Here is a 16519-nt window from a genome sequence, read left to right as displayed (position 1 = left end):
TCGCTATCGATTGCTCTTGCCCCTCGTTCCTAGCATCCGGGCGTCGCGAGACCAATGGTCTGCGCTGCGCGAAGTGCGACATTCGCGCGCCAGCCTTTACTCGCCGGCCGGTCTGCCCCTATCGTTCCGAGTTGTAGATCAAGGCAGCAAGGCCGAATCGCCCTTGAAGCGGCGAGGGCGGGAGGAAGACGTTTCGATGAAAGACCCCGTGGACGTCCTCATCATCGGCGCCGGCGCTTCGGGCGCCGCGGTGGCGTGGTCGCTGGCCGAGACCAAGATGCACATTCTCTGCCTGGAGCAGGGCGGCTGGATGAACCCGGCGGAATATCCCAGCACGGGCCGCGACTGGGAGGCCAAGTTCTACGGCGAGTGGTCGTCGAGCCCCAATGTCCGCGGCCGGCCCGAGGATTATCCGATCAACGATGACGATTCGCCGATCAAGGTCGTCAACTACAACGCGGTCGGCGGCTCGACGGTGATGTACACCGCGCATTGGCCGCGGCTGCATCCCTCCGATTTCAAGGTCAGGACGCTCGACGGCGTCGCCGACGACTGGCCGATCGATTACGACGCGCTGACGCCGTTCTTCGAAGAGAACGACCGGATGATGGGCACGTCCGGTCTGTCGGGCGATCCGCTCTCGCCGCTGACCCATCCGCCGATGCCGCAACAGCCGCTCGGTCTGTCCGGCGCGATCATCGGCAAGACCATGAACAAGCTCGGCTGGCACTGGTGGCCGTCGGATACGACGGTCGCGACCATGGATTATGAGGGCCGCGCGCGTTGCATCAATCTCGGCCATTGCACGCCGGCCTGCGCGCAAGGTGCGAAATCCTCGACCGACATCACCTATTGGCCGCATGCGGTCCGCGCCGGGGTCGAGCTGCGCACGCATTGCCGGGTGCGCGAGATCACGACCGACGAGAACGGCATGGCCACGGGCGTGGTCTATTACGACCAGGACGGCATCGAACAGGTCCAGCCGGCGCATGTCGTGATCGTCGCCTGCAACGGCGTCGGCACGCCGCGGCTGCTGCTCAACTCGAAATCTGACCACTACCCGAACGGCCTCGCCAATTCGTCCGGCCTCGTCGGCAAGAATTTGATGTTCCACCCTTATGCGCAGATTTACGGCTACGTGAAGGAGCCGACCGACAGCAACCGCGCGCCGCCGACCTGCCTGTGGAGCAAGGAGTGGTATGACACGGACCTGTCGCGCGGCTTCGTGCGCGGCTACGGCGTCCAGTTCGTGCGCGGGGCAGGGCCGGTGTTCGAGGCCGTCGTCAGCGAGCAGAAGGGCATTCTGCCGTGGGGCGCGGATCATCACCGCGTCTTCCGCAAGCTCAACGGCCATCGGCTCGGTTTCTCCGCGATCTGCGAAGACCTGCCGGAGGAGCACAACCAGGTCACGCTCGATCCGGTGCTGAAGGACAGCCACGGCATTCCCGCGCCGAAGATCAATTACACGATCAGCGAGAACAGCCAGAAGATGATGGACCATGCGCTCGCCCGCGGCCGGGAGATTCTCGAGGCAGCGGGGGCAACCGACATCTGCGTCAACTCGCCGATTCCGTGGGGCGGCTGGCATCTGCTCGGCACCGCGCGCATCGGTACCGATCCCAAGAAATCCGTCGTCAACGAATGGGGGCGCACGCACGACGTGAAGAATCTTTTCATCGTCGATGGCAGCATCTTCGTCACTTCGGGCGGCGTGAATCCGACCTCCACCATCCAGGCCCTCGCGCTCTACATCGCCGACCAGATGAAGCAGCGCCTCGCCAACTTGTTCGACTGAGGCCGCCATGTCCGCAGACAATCAACTCACGCGCACCCAACGCGACGACCTCCGCGCCGTTGCCGGCATGATCGTGCCCGCCAGCGATGAGTACAACGTGCCCGGCGCCGACGATGCCGCGATCCAGGCCGATATCCTTGCGACGCTCGGCCGCGACACCAAATTGGTGACGGCGGCGCTGGACCATCTGGCGCGGCTGGCAGGCCAGCCGCTCGCAGAGCTCGATGCCGCGAGGCGCGATGCTGTGGCGCAGGAGTTTCGTAAGGACGGCGGTGCGGCCGCGGCAACGCTCGTTCGCGTGGTCCTGCAATGCTACTACCGCGACGACCGCGTGCTGCGCTCGCTCGGGCTCGAGCTGCGCGCGCCGTTCCCCAAAGGCTATGTACTCCCGGACGGTGATTGGTCGTTGCTCGACCCGGTCAAGGCGAGGGCAGGCACGCTGCGGCGGGCACCCTAGCCACCTAGGCAGTCCAGCCTTGCTCCCCGGGCGGGCCACTTGCACGAGAGGGAACAGGCCACCATCTGTGTGAGCCTCAAGGACTCTTGCCATGTTGGATTTCACCTCGGATATCGTCGATGACGCATCGTCATCGCGAACGATAGCGCCTGTTCCGGTCGATGACCGGGCATTGCTGGACGCCTATTCCAATGCCGTGATCGACGTGACCGACCGCGTCGGCCCTGCCGTTGTCCGCGTCGAGACCGGACCAAAAGTGCCGAATGGTCGCGAGCGCGGCGGGCTCGGCTCCGGCATCGTGATTTCGCCGGACGGGCTCGTGTTGACCAACAGCCACGTGGTCGGCGCCTCCAAGGAGATCCGGCTGCGGGACGTCGAGGGCCATGTCGGCGATGCCCGCGTGCTCGGCGTCGATCCCGACACTGATCTGGCACTGCTGCGCGCCAATGGCGTGCGCGACCTGCCTTATGCCGCGCTCGGTAACTCCAAGACGCTGCGCCGCGGCCAGCTCGTGATCGCGATCGGCAATCCGCTCGGCTTTGAATCGACCGTGACGGCCGGCGTGGTCTCGGCGCTCGGGCGTTCGATCCGCTCCGTTAGCGGGCGCACCATCGAGGACGTGATCCAGACCGATGCCGCGCTCAATCCCGGCAATTCCGGCGGGCCGCTGGTGTCGTCGAATGCGGAGGTGATCGGCATCAACACCGCCATCATCAATGGTGCGCAAGGCATCTGCTTCGCGGTCGCCAGCAACACCGCGCAGTTCGTGCTGTCGGAGATCATCCGCCACGGCTACGTCCGCCGCGCCTTTATCGGCGTTGCCGGACAGACTGCGCCCATCCCGCGGCGGCACGCGGTGCTGGCCGGGGTCGAGAACAAGATGGGCGCGCTGCTCGCGCAGATCGAGCCTGATGGACCAGCGGCGAAGGCGGGGCTGTTGCCCGGCGACGTCGTGATCAAGCTCGATGGCGTCGACATCAACGGTGTCGACGATCTGATCCGCGTGCTCGACCGCGATCGGATCGGCCGGCGGCTGGCCATGGACGTGCTGCGGCTCGGCCGCCTGCGGGCGGTCGATATCGATCCGATCGAGCGCAAGCCGCAGCGCTAGCTGCGAGCCCGCGGGCGGAGTATGACGGTGTCATGCCTTGCCTCGGGACCCTTGCCGCATGATGCCGGCGCACGAGACCTACGACGTCATTGTCATCGGCGCAGGATCCACAACCTCCGTCATTGCGAGCGCAGCGAAGCAATCCAGAAATCCGTCTGCGATGGCAGTCTGGATTTGCTTCGTCGCTTCGCTCCTCGCAATGACGAACTGCTTACTCCGCAGCCGCTGCAAAGCGGCTGTTCTCCAGCTCCGCTTCCAACCGCGCCTTCTCCGCCGCCGCCAGCTTGATGTTGGCTTCCTTGACGTGGCCGAAGCCACGGATCGTTTCTGGCACGCGGGCGATCCTCGCCAGCAGCGGAATCTGCTCCGCTTTCAGCGCGGCCGTCCGCTGGTCGATCATCGCGAGATAATCCTCAACCAGCTTCCGCTCCGTCCGGCGCTCGTCGGTGCGGCCGAACGGGTCAAGCGCGCCGCCGCGCAGGAATTTCAGCTTGGCCAGCACGCGGAACGCGTGGATCATCCAACTGCCGAACTCCTTCTTCTGAAGATGTCCCGTCGTCTTGTCGCGCTTCGCGAAGATCGGTGGCGCCAAGTGGTACTTCAGCGTGAAGTCGCCGTCGAACTTCTCCGAGACTTTCCTGGCAAAGCTACCGTCGGTGTAGAGACGCGCGACCTCGTACTCATCCTTGTAGGACATCAACTTGAACAGGTTTTTCGCCACGGCCTCAGTCAGCTCCGTGGACGCGGGCGAGGCGGCCGTTTCCGCCTTGCGCACCTTGGTAACCGCCGAGCGATAGCGATCCGAGTAGGCCTTGTCCTGATAGCCCGTCAGAAATTCCGCGCGGGTCGCGATGACGTCGTCGAGCGACTTCGTCGGCGCGGATGCGCGGCTCTTGAACTGGAGCACGCTGCGCACCCGCGACATGTCGTGGGCCGCCAGCCGCCCCCAGGTGAAGGCGAGCTTGTTCATCTCGATCGCGGCGCCGTTGATCTCGATGGCGCGGAGCAGGGCCTCCAGCGACAGCGGGATCGCACCCTTCTGGAAGGCGAAGCCGAGCATGAAGGGGTTGGTCGCGATACTGTCGCCCATCAGGGCGGCGGCAATGCCGGTGGCGTCGATGATATCGAGGTTCTTGTCGCCGACGGCATCGCGCAGCACGGTCTGCATCGTGCCCATCTCGAAATCGATATCGGGGTTTTGCACGAAGCTGGCGGTCGGCTGCAAATCGGCGTTGATATAGGCCTTGGTCACGCCGCGCTCGGCGCGGCTGAGCGCGGTCGGGCCGGCCGAGACGATCATATCGCAGCCGAGGATGACGTCGGCGCCGCCGGTGGTGATGCGGACCGCGGAAATGTCTTCCGGCTTGGGCGCGATACGGACATGGCTCATCACCGCGCCGTTCTTCTGCGATAGGCCGGTGAAATCCAGTGCCGAGCAGCCGCGGCCGTCGACATGGGCGGCCATGCCGAGCAGGGCACCGATGGTAATGACGCCGGTGCCGCCGATGCCGGTGACGAGAATGTTGTAGGGGCCTTCCAGCTCACGCGCGGGCGGCAGCGGCAGGTCAGCGAACAACTGCCCGGAATCGACCGCCGAGGTTTTCATGCGCTTGAGCGAACCGCCATGCACGGTGACAAAACTCGGGCAAAAGCCCTCGACGCAGGAAAAGTCCTTGTTGCAGTTGGACTGGTCGATCTGGCGCTTGCGGCCGAACTCGGTTTCCAGCGGCTGCACCGAGACGCAGTTGGAGGCCTGCGAGCAATCGCCGCAGCCTTCGCAGACCAGTTCGTTGATGAAGGCGCGCTTGGCGGGATCGGGATAGAGCCCGCGCTTGCGGCGGCGGCGCTTCTCGGCGGCGCAGGTCTGGTCGTAGATCACGACCGTGAGGCCCTCGATGTCACGCAGCTCGCGCTGCACGGCATCGAGCTCGCGGCGATGATGAATGGTCGCGCCCTGCGGGAAGTAGTTGCCCTCAGGATATTTGCCCGGATCGTCCGAGACGACCGCAAGCCGCTTCACGCCCTCGGCCCAGACCTGGTGCGCGATCTGCGCGACGTTAAAGGCGCCCTCGGCCGGCTGACCGCCGGTCATCGCGACGGCGTCGTTGTAGAGGATCTTGTAGGTGATGTTGATGCCGGCGGCAGACGCTGCACGAAGGGCGAGGAGCCCGGAATGCGTATAGGTGCCGTCGCCGAGATTCTGAAAAATGTGCTTCTCGGTGGTGAAGGGCGACTGGCCGATCCAGTTCACACCCTCGGCGCCCATATGTGAAATCAGATCGGTGCGGCGCGTCGGCATGCTCAGGGCCATGCCGTGGCACCCGATGCCGGCCATGGCGCGGCTGCCTTCGGGCACGCGGGTCGAGGAATTATGCGGACAGCCCGAGCAGAAGAACGGCGTGCGCGCGAGCTTGATCTGCGTGCTGGCGGAGATGGGATTGTCGAAGGCCTCGAGCCGCGCGAGGCGCTGCTCCAGCACCGGGCTGTGATGCCCGAGCTTGCGCAATCGCGCCACCAGCGCGCCCGCGACGATGGTCGGCGTCAGCTCACCTTCGCTCGGCAGCAGCGGCACGCCGCTTTCGTCGCGCTTGCCCGTGACGATCGGGCGCCTTGACGCATCGATATTGTAGAGAATGCGCATCAGCTGGTCTTCGATGAAGCCGCGCTTCTCCTCGACCACGAGCACGTCCTGAAGACCTTCCGCAAATCGCTTCGCGCCGCTTTCCTCCAGCGGCCAGGTCAGTGCGACCTTGTAGATGCGCAAGCCCAGATCCTGCGCGTCCTTGTCGGTGATCCCTAAGTCGGCGAGCGCCTGGCGCAGATCGAGATAGGCCTTGCCGGTCGCGACAATGCCGAGCCGCGCCGGCCTTGAATCGAGCACGATGCGGTCGAGCTGGTTGGCGCGGGCAAAAGCCTGCACCGCGGCCATCTTCGGGCCGAACAGGCGACGCTCAGCCTCCAGCGGAGGATCGGGCCAGCGGATGTTGAGGCCGCCGGGCGGCATCTCGAAATCGTCGGGCAGCCTGATCTGGATGCGAGCGGGATCACTGTCGATCGAGGCCGAGCTCTCGACGGTCTCGCTGATCGCCTTGAAGCCGACCCAGCAGCCGGAGAAGCGTGACAGCGCGAAGCCATAGAGGCCGAGATCGAGATAATCCTGCAGCGTTGCCGGATTGATCACGGGAATCAGAGCCGCCGCGAACACCTGCTCGCTCTGATGCGCCAGCGTCGAGGACTGGCAGCCATGGTCGTCACCGGCGAGCGCGAGCACGCCGCCATTGAGCGAAGTGCCGGCCGCATTGGCATGCTTGAGCGCGTCGACGGAGCGGTCGACGCCGGGACCCTTGCCGTACCAGATGCCGAACACCCCATCGACCTTGGCGCCGGGAAACAGGCCGACCTGCTGGCTGCCCCAGACGGCGGTCGCCGCCAGATCCTCGTTCAGGCCGGGGACGAAGGCGATGTCGTGCTGCTGGAGGTGTGACTTCGCGCGCCACAGCGCGTGGTCGTACATGCCGAGCGGGGAACCGCGATAGCCGGAAATGAAGCCGCCGGTGTTGAGCCCCTGGAGTCGGTCGCGTTCGCGCTGCAACATGGGCAAGCGAACCAGGGCCTGGGTGCCTGACAGGAAGATCCGCTTCGATTCGAGCCGGTATTTGTCGTCCAGCTCGACCTGCATCAGCGTCATTTTAGGAGTCCTCGTCTCTTAATCGGCGGGGTTTGCGCTGCGGGAAGGATTTGCGGCTGCGCGACGCGAATTGTGACAGTCAAGAGCATGGGCCTGCGAAGTCAATACGGCTAGCCGCATCCGTGGCGCTCCTGCTAGTCATGGCTGCTTGTGGAGAACATCATGGCCGCAAACGCATTCGACACCGAGATCACTGAGACAACCGAAGCCCTGATCGGGCCGTGGCGCCAACCGCGCCAGATGCTGCACGCGCAGGTTTACGACGCGCATGCGTCCATCCACGACGATGCCACCGCGCAGAAGCTCGGCTTCAAGGGCGGCACCATCGAGGGTCCCACGCATTTCAGCCAGTTCGCCCCGCTCGGCGCACGACTGTGGGGACAGGCCTGGTTCGAGAGCGGCTGCCTCTCTGCGCATTATCGCAACGCCTGCTTCGAAGGTGAGGAGGTGCAGGCGATCCTGCAGAAGCCTTTGCCCGGAACGAGCCAGTGCCAGATCCAGATGGTGAAGCGCGACGGCACCGAGGTGCTGCGCGGCACGGCCTCGGTCGGCGATGCGCAAGTCGCGACCGCGCTGGAGGCGCGCCTCGGCGAACTCAAGCCGCTGAGCGATCCCGTGATCCTGCGCGACGTGAAGGTGGCGCAGACGGGCAAGCGGCAGACGGTGCGGATGGCGTTCGACCAGAACATGGGCGATCTCTACCCGTTCTCACTCCGGCAGAAGCTCGCAGTCATCACCGAGACCTCGCCCTACTATTCCGGCGCGGACAATCCGTGGAACAGAGCCATCATCCCGATGGAGATGCTGAGCGTGCTGTTTCAGTACCGCTCCAAAGACGATCCGTTGCCGACCAAAGGGCCGGCCGTCGGCCTGTTCGCCGATCAGGAAATCCGGCTGGTGAAGGGACCGCTGTTCGTCGACGAGGAATACGAAGTCGAGCGCGAGGTCGTCGCGCTGTCCGGCAGCCGCCGCACCGAAAGCGCCTGGATCAAGACGCGCGTGTTCGACAAGGCGGGCACGATGGTTGCCACGATGCTGCTCAACATGGCGACGCTGAAGGATTCCTATGCGCCGTATGAGGAGGAGCATCGGCGGCTGTATGGGGCGGGGGGTAACACCACTCTCGTCATTCCGGGGCGCGCATAGCGCGAGCCCGGAATCCATTTCACCTCATGCACTGCGGCTCGATGGATTCCGGGTTCGCGACTTCGTCGCGCCCCCGGAATGACGACGGAGGCCGCTCATCCTTTAAGCAAACGCACGTCGCAAAGCCATCGCACAGCGAATAAGCAGACGCGGTCTCTTCCGATAACGTTCTGATAGAGCAGCGAATTTCTCTACGCGGCGCGCCCCACCTCAATTGTACACAATGGCACGGCGCTTGCAGAACTCCTGGCAAAGAGAGTTCTCGCGGGGGCGTTATGTTGAACTCAACCAAGCCGACACTGGGTGTCATCAGCGCCGAGCCCGAGCCGATCAAGCTCGATTGGTCGAGCACCGCGCTCGTGATCATCGACATGCAGCGCGACTTCATGGAGCCCGGCGGATTCGGTGAGACCCTCGGCAATGATGTCAGCCAGCTCGCGCGTGCGGTGAAGCCGATCGGCGCCGTGCTGAAGGCTGCGCGCAATACCGGCATGCTTGTCGTCCACACCCGTGAAGGGCATCTGCCCGATCTCTCCGATGCGCCGCCGGCGAAAGTCGAGCGCGGCGCGCCGTCCTTGCGCATCGGCGATCCCGGCCCGATGGGCCGCATTCTCATCCGCGGCGAAGCCGGCCACGACATCATCCCCGAGCTCTATCCACTCGACAGCGAGGTCGTGATCGACAAGCCCGGCAAGGGCGCGTTCTACGCCACCGAGCTCACCGACGTGCTGGAGAAATACGGCATCGAGAATCTCCTGGTGTGCGGCGTTACCACCGAAGTGTGTGTCAACACCACCGTGCGCGAGGCCAATGACCGCGGCTATCGCTGCGTGGTCATCTCGGACGGCTGCGCATCCTACTTCCCCGAGTTTCACGAGATGGGCCTGAAGATGATCAAGGCCCAGGGCGGCATCTTCGGCTGGGTCGCGGACTCAGCCGCAGTCTTGGAGGCGATGAAGACTTCGACCACATAGGGGTATGACCATGAGCACATTGACGGGGACGGCCGGCAAATCTGAGACGAACAGGTCCGAGTTCAAGCCGGCGCTATGGACATCGGGCGACTGGAACGCGTTTTTCGGCTTCGGCACCAACATCCTCGTCAACATGCTGGTGCTCACGGGTCTCTTGCGCTTCGTGCTGAAGATGCCGGACAGTCTCGTGTTCGGCCGCATCCTGCCCGCGCTCGGGCTCATGATGTGCCTCTCCACCTTCTACTACGCGTACCTCGCCTATCGTCTTGCGCAGAAGACCGGCCGTAGCGACGTTTGCGCGCTGCCATCCGGCGTCAGCGTGCCGCACATGTTCATCGTGACCTTCGTGATCATGCTGCCGATCACGCTGAAGACCGGCGATCCGCTCAAGGGCTGGTCGGCGGGCCTGGTCTGGGTGTTCTTCCAGAGTTTTATCCTCATGATCGGCGGCTTCATCGCGCCGTTCATCCGCAGGATCACGCCGCGGGCAGCGCTGCTCGGCACGCTTGCCGGCGTCTCCGTAACCTTCATCTCGATGCGGCCTGCGCTGGAGATGTACATGACGCCGCAGATCGGTCTCGTCTGCTTCGCCATCATCCTGGTGAGTTGGTTCGGCGGTGTAAAATACTGGCGCGGCATTCCTGCGGGCCTCGTCGCCATTGGGGCTGGCATGATCATCGCCTGGGGCTCGAACCTGTTCGGCCTCGGTCTTGGCGGATTGAGCATCGCGGGCGTTGGCGCAGCGTTTGCCAATTTCGGCTTCTCGGTGCCGATCCCGGCGGTTGGGTACGTTTTCTCGGGCTTCGAATACCTCGGCGTCATCCTGGTGACCGCTATTCCTTTCGGCATCTATGACCTCGTCGAGGCCATGGACAATGTCGAAAGCGCGGAAGCCGCCGGCGACGAATATCCGACCACGCGCGTGCTGACCGCTGACGGCGTCGTCAGCCTGATCGGCTGCCTGATGGGCAATCCCTTCATCAACGCAGTCTATATCGGCCATCCCGGCTGGAAGGCGATGGGCGGCCGCATCGGCTATTCGGCTGCGACCGGAATCATGGTGGTGGTGCTGGCGTGGTTCGGCATCATCTCGGTGCTGCTCGCGCTGGTGCCGGTGGTCGCGATCTCGCCGATCTTGCTCTATATCGGCATGCTCATCGGCGCACAGGCGTTCCAGACCACGCCGGTCAAGCACGCTCCCGCGATCGTGCTGGCGCTGACCCCGCATCTTGCGGCCTGGGCCAAGCTCCAGATCGACACCATGCTGGGCTCAACCATGAATGCGGCGGCGACCGTCGGCGGCATGGCCGCAGACAAGGCCGACGCAGTGAAGACTGCCGCGATTGCCGCGCTGCCGCAGCAGGGCGTATTCTATCACGGACTGGAAGTGATGGGCAGCGGCTCCATCCTCGGCGGTCTGATCCTGGGCGCGCTCGGCGTCTTCATCATCGAGCGTGACTTCGAAAAGGCGTCAGCCTTCGCACTCGTCGGTGCAGTGCTGACCTATTTCGGCTTCATGCACGGCGAAGCTGTCGGCATCGGCGGCGGCTTTGGTGTCACGCCTGCCGTGGCGTTCGCCTATGCCGTGATGGCAGGCGGATTGCTCGCGGCCAGCAAGCTCGGCACCACCGAGCACTATGCCGCGCATCCGGAAATGCATGCGGCACCGGCGGAATAGACAGTCGAGATTTGGCGATTGCGGCCGGTGAAGCAAGCGACCCGGCCGCTTCGTCGATAGATTTCGCGGTTCCTGCAGGTCGGTCAGTCGGCCCTGGGGTCGTCGAACAGACCGAGTGCGCGCAGACCGCTGCTGCCGAATGCGGATGAGGGAAAATCCGCGGTCTCCAGCCGCAAGCTGTGATGGCTGTTCGGCAGGTCGGTTAGGAGGACGATTGTGTCCCGGTCAAGGAAATTGGGCGCCTTCATCGGCCGAACCTCAACGCCGTCGATTGTGATTATTGATCTCTCGAGCAGCGTCGAGGCGCGGCCGCCGACGATGAGCGCGATGCCACACGCCTTGCAGTCGAGCTCGAAGCGAGCGTTGCTTTGCGTGATGGCCCAGATCTGCCCCCAGATCTGCGAAGGGGTCAATTCCCACCCGTCGCGATCGATGGGAGCGAAGTCGGTCCCCGGCATCAGCCCGACATGCTCATAGAGCGAGGATCCAATCGGCGCCGGCAACGGGTCGAGGGTGAGTGCGCCGTGCGTCGCCGCCTGCTGCCGCAACACTTTTTCGAAGAAGTTCGTGCAGAAGCTGGCAGCGTAGCGATTGCCAAGATCATTGGGGTGAACCACGTCCACGATCACGTCGCGCCAAGCGAGCCGACCGGCCTCTATCTCCGGCCACAGCGCGTCGCGGAAGCTGATCATCGGCAGGTCGTAGTGCCGGCCGATCGGCGCCTGCATCGATTGCATGTTGCCGCCCTTCTCCCACATCATAAACAGCAGCAGCGCGGCCGGCGCGGTGCGGTGGTCAAGGATGTGCCGCAACAGTCCCTCGTAGGCGTATGCATCGGCGGAGGCATCGTTGACACCGAATTCGACGATCACGAGATCCGGGTCTTTAGACAGCAGATCGACGCCGACGCGAAACGCGCCCAGCAGCGAACCTGTGCCCGCAAGTCCGGCATTGACCACGGAGAGGGACGCGTTGGGAAAGCGTTGGCCCCACCAAGCCGCAATTTGCGATGCATAGTTTTGCGGTGGACCCTGGGTGATCGAGCCGCCGATGAAACCGAGCGTGACTGGTTCACCTCGCGCCGCCTTGGCAAACACCCGCTTCAGTCGCGTGGTATTGCCCGGCGAGACGACGCTGCGCGCGACCACCTCGGCATTCGGTGCAGCAAGGGCGAGAAGGGAGGTGGGCAACAGCGTGGTGCCCATAGCGATGCCGGCGCCGAGCAGCAGATCGCGTCGACGGACGATCACGACGCGCTTCCTTGCGTCACGGCCGTCGGGCGGCGTCGCTGCCGCGTCCAGTTAAGGATCGGCCGCTCCAGATACCAATAGGCAAGGCATCCGACGGCGAGGCCAGCGGCGATCGCCGCAACGGCCAGGGGCGCATAGTTCAGTGCGCTGACCGGGCCGAACAGCTTGCGTCCGATCGCCCAGGCCGCGGCCATGGCGAAGAAATGGAAGAGGTACAGCGAGTAGGATGCATCGCCAAGGAAGCGGCAAGCCGGAATGACCGGCAGGCGCCCAGCTTCCTCGGCCCAGATCATCGCGGCGACGATGGTCATGGCGCCAAACGACATTGACATATGGAACAACGGCAGATTCGTCTGCGGATCGGTCCGGTAAAGGATGACAAGCGATAGTGCGCCGGCGGCGAGCAGACCTAGGACATGGTTACGGCCAAGTCGCTGCAGCGAGCCGAGTTGGTACAGCCGACCGACGCCAGTGCCGACGAGAAAGCCGAGCAGGCTGAGGCTCGTGTAGAAACTCTGGGTGTGGGACGGGTGGTCGATGAGCCGCCCAATGACCATCAGGCCGACAAAAAGGACGGCAAGCAGCGCGGTACGGCTCGCTGCTCTCACGAAGAACAGGCTCCCGAATACCAAATAGAAGAAGGCCTCGTAATCCAGCGTCCAGCCGAGACCCAAGAGGGGTGCCTTCGGCACATCGGATGGAATGAACAGCAGCGACTTGATAATGCCTTCGATCGTCGGCACCGTAGTGCGAAAGCTGCTCGGACTGGCGGTTGCGAGACCGACGATCAGGAAGGTCGCTAGCCAGTACATCGGCACGATGCGCATGATCCGGTTGCGGGCGAAGGCGACCGGCTCGAAGTACGCCTCTCCTCCAATCACCGTGATGATGAAGCCGCTGAGCACGAAGAAGATCTCCACGCCGAGCCGGCCAGTGATGAGCAGGGCCTCATTGCGGGTCTCGAGCGGCCAGTACAGCGCGTGGGTGACGAGGACCATCAGCGCGGCCAGCGCCCGCAGATATTGGATGGAAACAAGCTGCGCTCGGTCGGACGCTGCCCCGCCTGTCTCGAAGCGGGAGATCAACTGTGTCATTTCAGGCCACTCTCTTCCCCAAGAACAATGATGCGACGAAGTGTGCAAGCCGCGAGCCAGGGATCCGGCTACCCGGTGAAGATGAGCGGTCTAAGCCAAAAGCATTGATGCGTATTTAAACGGAATGACAGTCAGTCCGGGTAGCCGTTAACCATGGATCTGGAACGGGCACGCGCCTCTCGCCGCAGCGGCTGGTCTCATCGCTCATTCGGCTTGGCCGGCTGACGATGAGGTGTGCTCACCCGCCCTTGACCGCACCCGCGGTGAGCCCGGCCACGATCTGCCGTTGGGCGAATACCGTGAGCAGCAGCACCGGGAGGGTGACGATCAGCGCGGCAGCTGCCAGCGGGCCCCAGCTCAGCTGGTCGAACGAGATCATGTTGTAGACGGCGACGGGCAGGGTTCGCGTCTCGCGTCCAGCCAGCACGATGCCGAACACAAAATTGTTCCAGGAGAAGATCACCGCGAGAATGAAGGCGACCGCGATGCCCGGCTTGGCGATCGGCAGCGCGACGTGGCGGAACACCTGCCAGCGCGTGGCGCCGTCGATGAGCGCGGCTTCCTCCAGCTCCATCGGTGTCGTCTCGAAATAGCCGATCATGATCCAGATCACGATCGGCACCGTCACCACCAGATGAATGATGATCTGCGGCACCAGTGTGCCGAGCAGGCCGAGCCACTGGAACAGCAGGAACAACGGGATCAGGTAGGACAGGCCGGGCGTGATGCGGGCGATCAGGATCACGATCGCGGATTTGTGCGCGGCCATGCGCGCGATGCCGTAGCCGGCTGGGACGCCGACGATCAGCGCCAGCGCAGTCGCGCCGCCGGTCACGATCAGGCTGTTGATGAAATAGGTCAGGAAGCGGTTGGAGGCGAGCACGTCGGCGTAGTTCTTCCAGGCGATATGCTCGGGGAAGAACACCGGCGGGTAGGCGGCGTTGTCGATCTCGAATTTGAGCGACAGCGACAGCATCCAGAGGAAGAACAGGATTGCCGGCGACACGATGACGCACACCGAGAGCCACAGGCCGATCTTGCCGATGATTTGACGGGGCGTCATGCGTCGCTCGCGATTTCTGTCCACACCATGCGTTGGCGGGCGTAGAGCATTACGGCCGCAAGCAGGACGATCAGCAGGAAGAATACCACCGCGATCGCCGAGCCGTAGCCGAGGTCGTAATAGGTGAAGGCGACGCTGTAGAGATAGATGTTGATCGTCTCTGACGCTGAGCCAGGTCCGCCCTGCGTGATCGCGAAGATGATGTCAAAACTCTTCACTGCGTCGATCATGCGGATCATGCCCGCAATGAACAGGAACGGCATGATCAGCGGCAGGGTGATGAAGCGAAACACCTGCCACAGGTTGGCGCCGTCGATCTGCGCGCTCTCGTAGGGCTCGGTCGGGATCGCGGCGAGGCCGCCGAGCACGATCAGCATCACCAACGGCGTCCATTGCCAGGTCTCGACCAGCACCAGCGAGGGGATCACCGTTGCCGGGTGAAACACCCAGAGCTGCGGAGGGATCCCGACCAGCGACAGCAAATAGTTGAGCACGCCGAGCTGCGGGTGGAACATCATGGTCCAGACCAGCGCGATCGCCACCGGCGTTGCCATCATCGGCATGATGAAGATGCCGCGCAGGAAGCCGCGGCCGGCGAATTTCTGGTGAAACACCACGGCTGCGAACGTGCCGAACACGAGTGGCAGCAGCACGGACAGCACGGTGTAAACCAGAGTGTGTCCGATCGCCTCGATGAAGCGGGGATCGCTTGTCAGGCGCAGATAGTTGGAGAAGCCGACGAAGGTGGTCGACGAGCCGACCTTCCACTCGTTCAGGCTCATCCAGATGGTGAAGACCCACGGGAAGATAATGATCGCGAGCACGACGACCAGCGCCGGCACCACGAACGGCCAGTAGGACGGCGGCCGCAGTTCCTTCTCCGGCGCGGCATCAGACTGTGCCGCGCCTGGAGTCGATTGTGTCAACGCACTCACGCCTTTTCGCTGCGCTCCAGGATCGGCCGGAACTGATCGTTGGCCTTCTTCAGTTCGGCTGCGGGATCGGCGCCTGATAGTGTCGCGGTGAGCGCCGCGCCGACGATGTCGCGGAATTCGGCGACCGGGATCACGACGGGCAAGCCGAGCTTGCTGATCTTGCCGGAATCGATCACCGACTGCAGCCATTCCTTCGGCATCTTGACGCCACTCTGGACCTCCGCATCGTTCAGGATCGAGTTGCGGAACGGCACGCCGCCACCAGTCTGCAACAACCGTGCGCCCTGCTTCTTCGAGACGATCCACTGGCAGAGCAGATAAGCCGCTTCCTTGTTCTTGCTCGCTGCGGCAATACCGACGCCGTCGCCGTAGGTGGCCGAATATTGCCCCTTCGGTCCGGCCGGCACGACAGTGTAGCCGACCTTGCCGACCACGCGCGAGGCGGCCGGATCTTCCAGCGGCGGCGCCCAGCCGACGCCGTCGATCCACATCGCCGAACGTCCTTGCGTGAACGAAGCCATCGACTCCATCCAGTTGAAGCCGGCGACGCCGGGCGGGGCGACTTTCGTCAGCAGCGTCTGATAGAGTTTGGTCGCCGCGATTGCTTCAGGACCGTCCGTCAGGATGTTGCCCTTCGCATCGAGGAATTCGCCGCCATAGTTGAGGAAGAAATTGGTCCACAATGTCATGTTGGCGTTGCGCAAGCCGCGCCCGACGAAGCCGAAGGTGCCTTCCTTGGTGTCGGTGAGCTTCTCCGCAGCCGCGACCATCTCGTCGAGGGTCTTGGGGACGGCGACACCCTTCTTCTGGAACAGCTCCTTATTGTAGTAGAGGATGAAATAATCGACCGACCAGGGCAGCGACAGCATCTGGCCCTTGTCGTTTTTGGCGTATTGCAAGCCGGCGGCCGAGAAATCGCTCTCGACGAGATCGGGCGCAGTCAGCGTCGGATCCTTCATGAAGGGTGTCATGTCGGCGAGCCAGCCGGCCTTCTCGAACTGTCGCTTCTGCACGTGATAGCTGATATGGACCACGTCGAAGCTCGGCCGACCGGAGGTGAGCTCAATGACGCATTTCTGCCGCTGCTGCTGCTCGGGAATCTGCTCGGATTCGACCTGGATGCCGGTGAGTTCGGTGAACTCCTTGACGTATTTTTGCAGGTTGTCGCCGCGCGGCCCCTTGGCGAGGATCACCTCCAGCTTGGTCCCGGCGTATTTCTTCCAGTTGACCTCGGCGCGCGCCGGCACTCCCGTCAGGCTGAGCGCGCCGGCTGCGGCAGTGCCGGTCAAAAGCGTGCGGCGCGAGATTTTGTGGTCAGCCACTTTAAT

12 protein-coding genes are annotated in these 16519 nt (G+C 63.8%); 6 read left to right on the top strand and 6 right to left on the bottom strand.

Going from position 1 to position 16519, the window contains the following annotated elements:
• Positions 1 to 196 precede the first annotated feature (196 nt).
• From YUA_RS0101065 to YUA_RS0101055, 3 genes are all read left to right on the top strand, one after another.
• Positions 197 to 1795 (top strand): GMC family oxidoreductase, encoded by a 1599-nt coding sequence (locus tag YUA_RS0101065; protein ID WP_027528970.1) that lies wholly within the window; start codon positions 197 to 199, stop codon positions 1793 to 1795.
• A gap of 7 nt (positions 1796 to 1802) precedes the next feature.
• Complete coding sequence (locus YUA_RS0101060; RefSeq protein ID WP_027528969.1) at positions 1803 to 2252, top strand: hypothetical protein; 450 nt, start codon at positions 1803 to 1805, stop codon at positions 2250 to 2252.
• A gap of 91 nt (positions 2253 to 2343) precedes the next feature.
• Positions 2344 to 3363 (top strand): S1C family serine protease, encoded by a 1020-nt coding sequence (locus tag YUA_RS0101055; RefSeq protein ID WP_027528968.1) that lies wholly within the window; start codon positions 2344 to 2346, stop codon positions 3361 to 3363.
• Positions 3364 to 3574: 211 nt separating this feature from the next.
• Here YUA_RS0101055 and YUA_RS0101045 read toward each other — a convergent pair whose 3' ends face one another.
• Positions 3575 to 7051, bottom strand: a complete 3477-nt coding sequence (locus YUA_RS0101045) for an indolepyruvate ferredoxin oxidoreductase family protein (RefSeq protein ID WP_027528967.1) — start codon at positions 7049 to 7051, stop codon at positions 3575 to 3577.
• Between the two features lie 162 nt (positions 7052 to 7213).
• Between YUA_RS0101045 and YUA_RS0101040 the strand changes: the two genes are divergently transcribed.
• The 3 genes from YUA_RS0101040 (at position 7214) to YUA_RS0101030 (ending at position 10849) form a co-directional block, all read left to right on the top strand.
• Positions 7214 to 8197 carry a hypothetical protein gene (locus YUA_RS0101040; RefSeq protein ID WP_027528966.1) on the top strand — a complete coding sequence of 328 codons (984 nt, stop codon included), beginning with the start codon at positions 7214 to 7216 and terminating at the stop codon, positions 8195 to 8197.
• Between the two features lie 275 nt (positions 8198 to 8472).
• Positions 8473 to 9171: a cysteine hydrolase family protein gene (locus tag YUA_RS0101035; protein ID WP_027528965.1), complete on the top strand. Its 699-nt coding sequence runs from the start codon at positions 8473 to 8475 to the stop codon at positions 9169 to 9171.
• Positions 9172 to 9181: 10 nt separating this feature from the next.
• Entirely contained in the window at positions 9182 to 10849 is a 1668-nt protein-coding gene (locus tag YUA_RS0101030) for a hypothetical protein (protein WP_027528964.1), read from the top strand.
• A gap of 83 nt (positions 10850 to 10932) precedes the next feature.
• Here the strand turns inward: YUA_RS0101030 and YUA_RS46780 are convergent, their stop codons facing one another.
• From YUA_RS46780 to YUA_RS0101005, 5 genes are all read right to left on the bottom strand, one after another.
• The gene (locus YUA_RS46780; protein ID WP_051383071.1) at positions 10933 to 12099 is read right to left on the bottom strand and encodes an SGNH/GDSL hydrolase family protein; all 1167 of its coding nucleotides are present in this window, start codon (positions 12097 to 12099) and stop codon (positions 10933 to 10935) included.
• The gene (locus YUA_RS0101020) at positions 12096 to 13193 is read right to left on the bottom strand and encodes an acyltransferase (RefSeq protein ID WP_027528963.1); all 1098 of its coding nucleotides are present in this window, start codon (positions 13191 to 13193) and stop codon (positions 12096 to 12098) included. The genes YUA_RS46780 and YUA_RS0101020 overlap by 4 nt, the downstream gene beginning before the upstream one ends.
• Before the next feature lie 238 nt (positions 13194 to 13431).
• Entirely contained in the window at positions 13432 to 14256 is an 825-nt protein-coding gene (locus YUA_RS0101015) for a carbohydrate ABC transporter permease (protein ID WP_027528962.1), read from the bottom strand.
• Positions 14253 to 15191: a carbohydrate ABC transporter permease gene (locus tag YUA_RS0101010; protein WP_027528961.1), complete on the bottom strand. Its 939-nt coding sequence runs from the start codon at positions 15189 to 15191 to the stop codon at positions 14253 to 14255. Before YUA_RS0101010 ends, YUA_RS0101015 begins: the two co-directional genes overlap by 4 nt.
• Entirely contained in the window at positions 15188 to 16513 is a 1326-nt protein-coding gene (locus YUA_RS0101005) for an ABC transporter substrate-binding protein (protein WP_027528960.1), read from the bottom strand. The genes YUA_RS0101010 and YUA_RS0101005 overlap by 4 nt, the downstream gene beginning before the upstream one ends.
• Positions 16514 to 16519: the final 6 nt, after the last annotated feature.

This window comes from Bradyrhizobium sp. WSM3983 (assembly GCF_000473045.1).
Classification (GTDB): Bacteria; Pseudomonadota; Alphaproteobacteria; order Rhizobiales; family Xanthobacteraceae; genus Bradyrhizobium.
The sequence above is the reverse complement of the archived record's forward strand: the minus strand, read 5'-3'. Positions and strand labels throughout refer to the sequence as shown.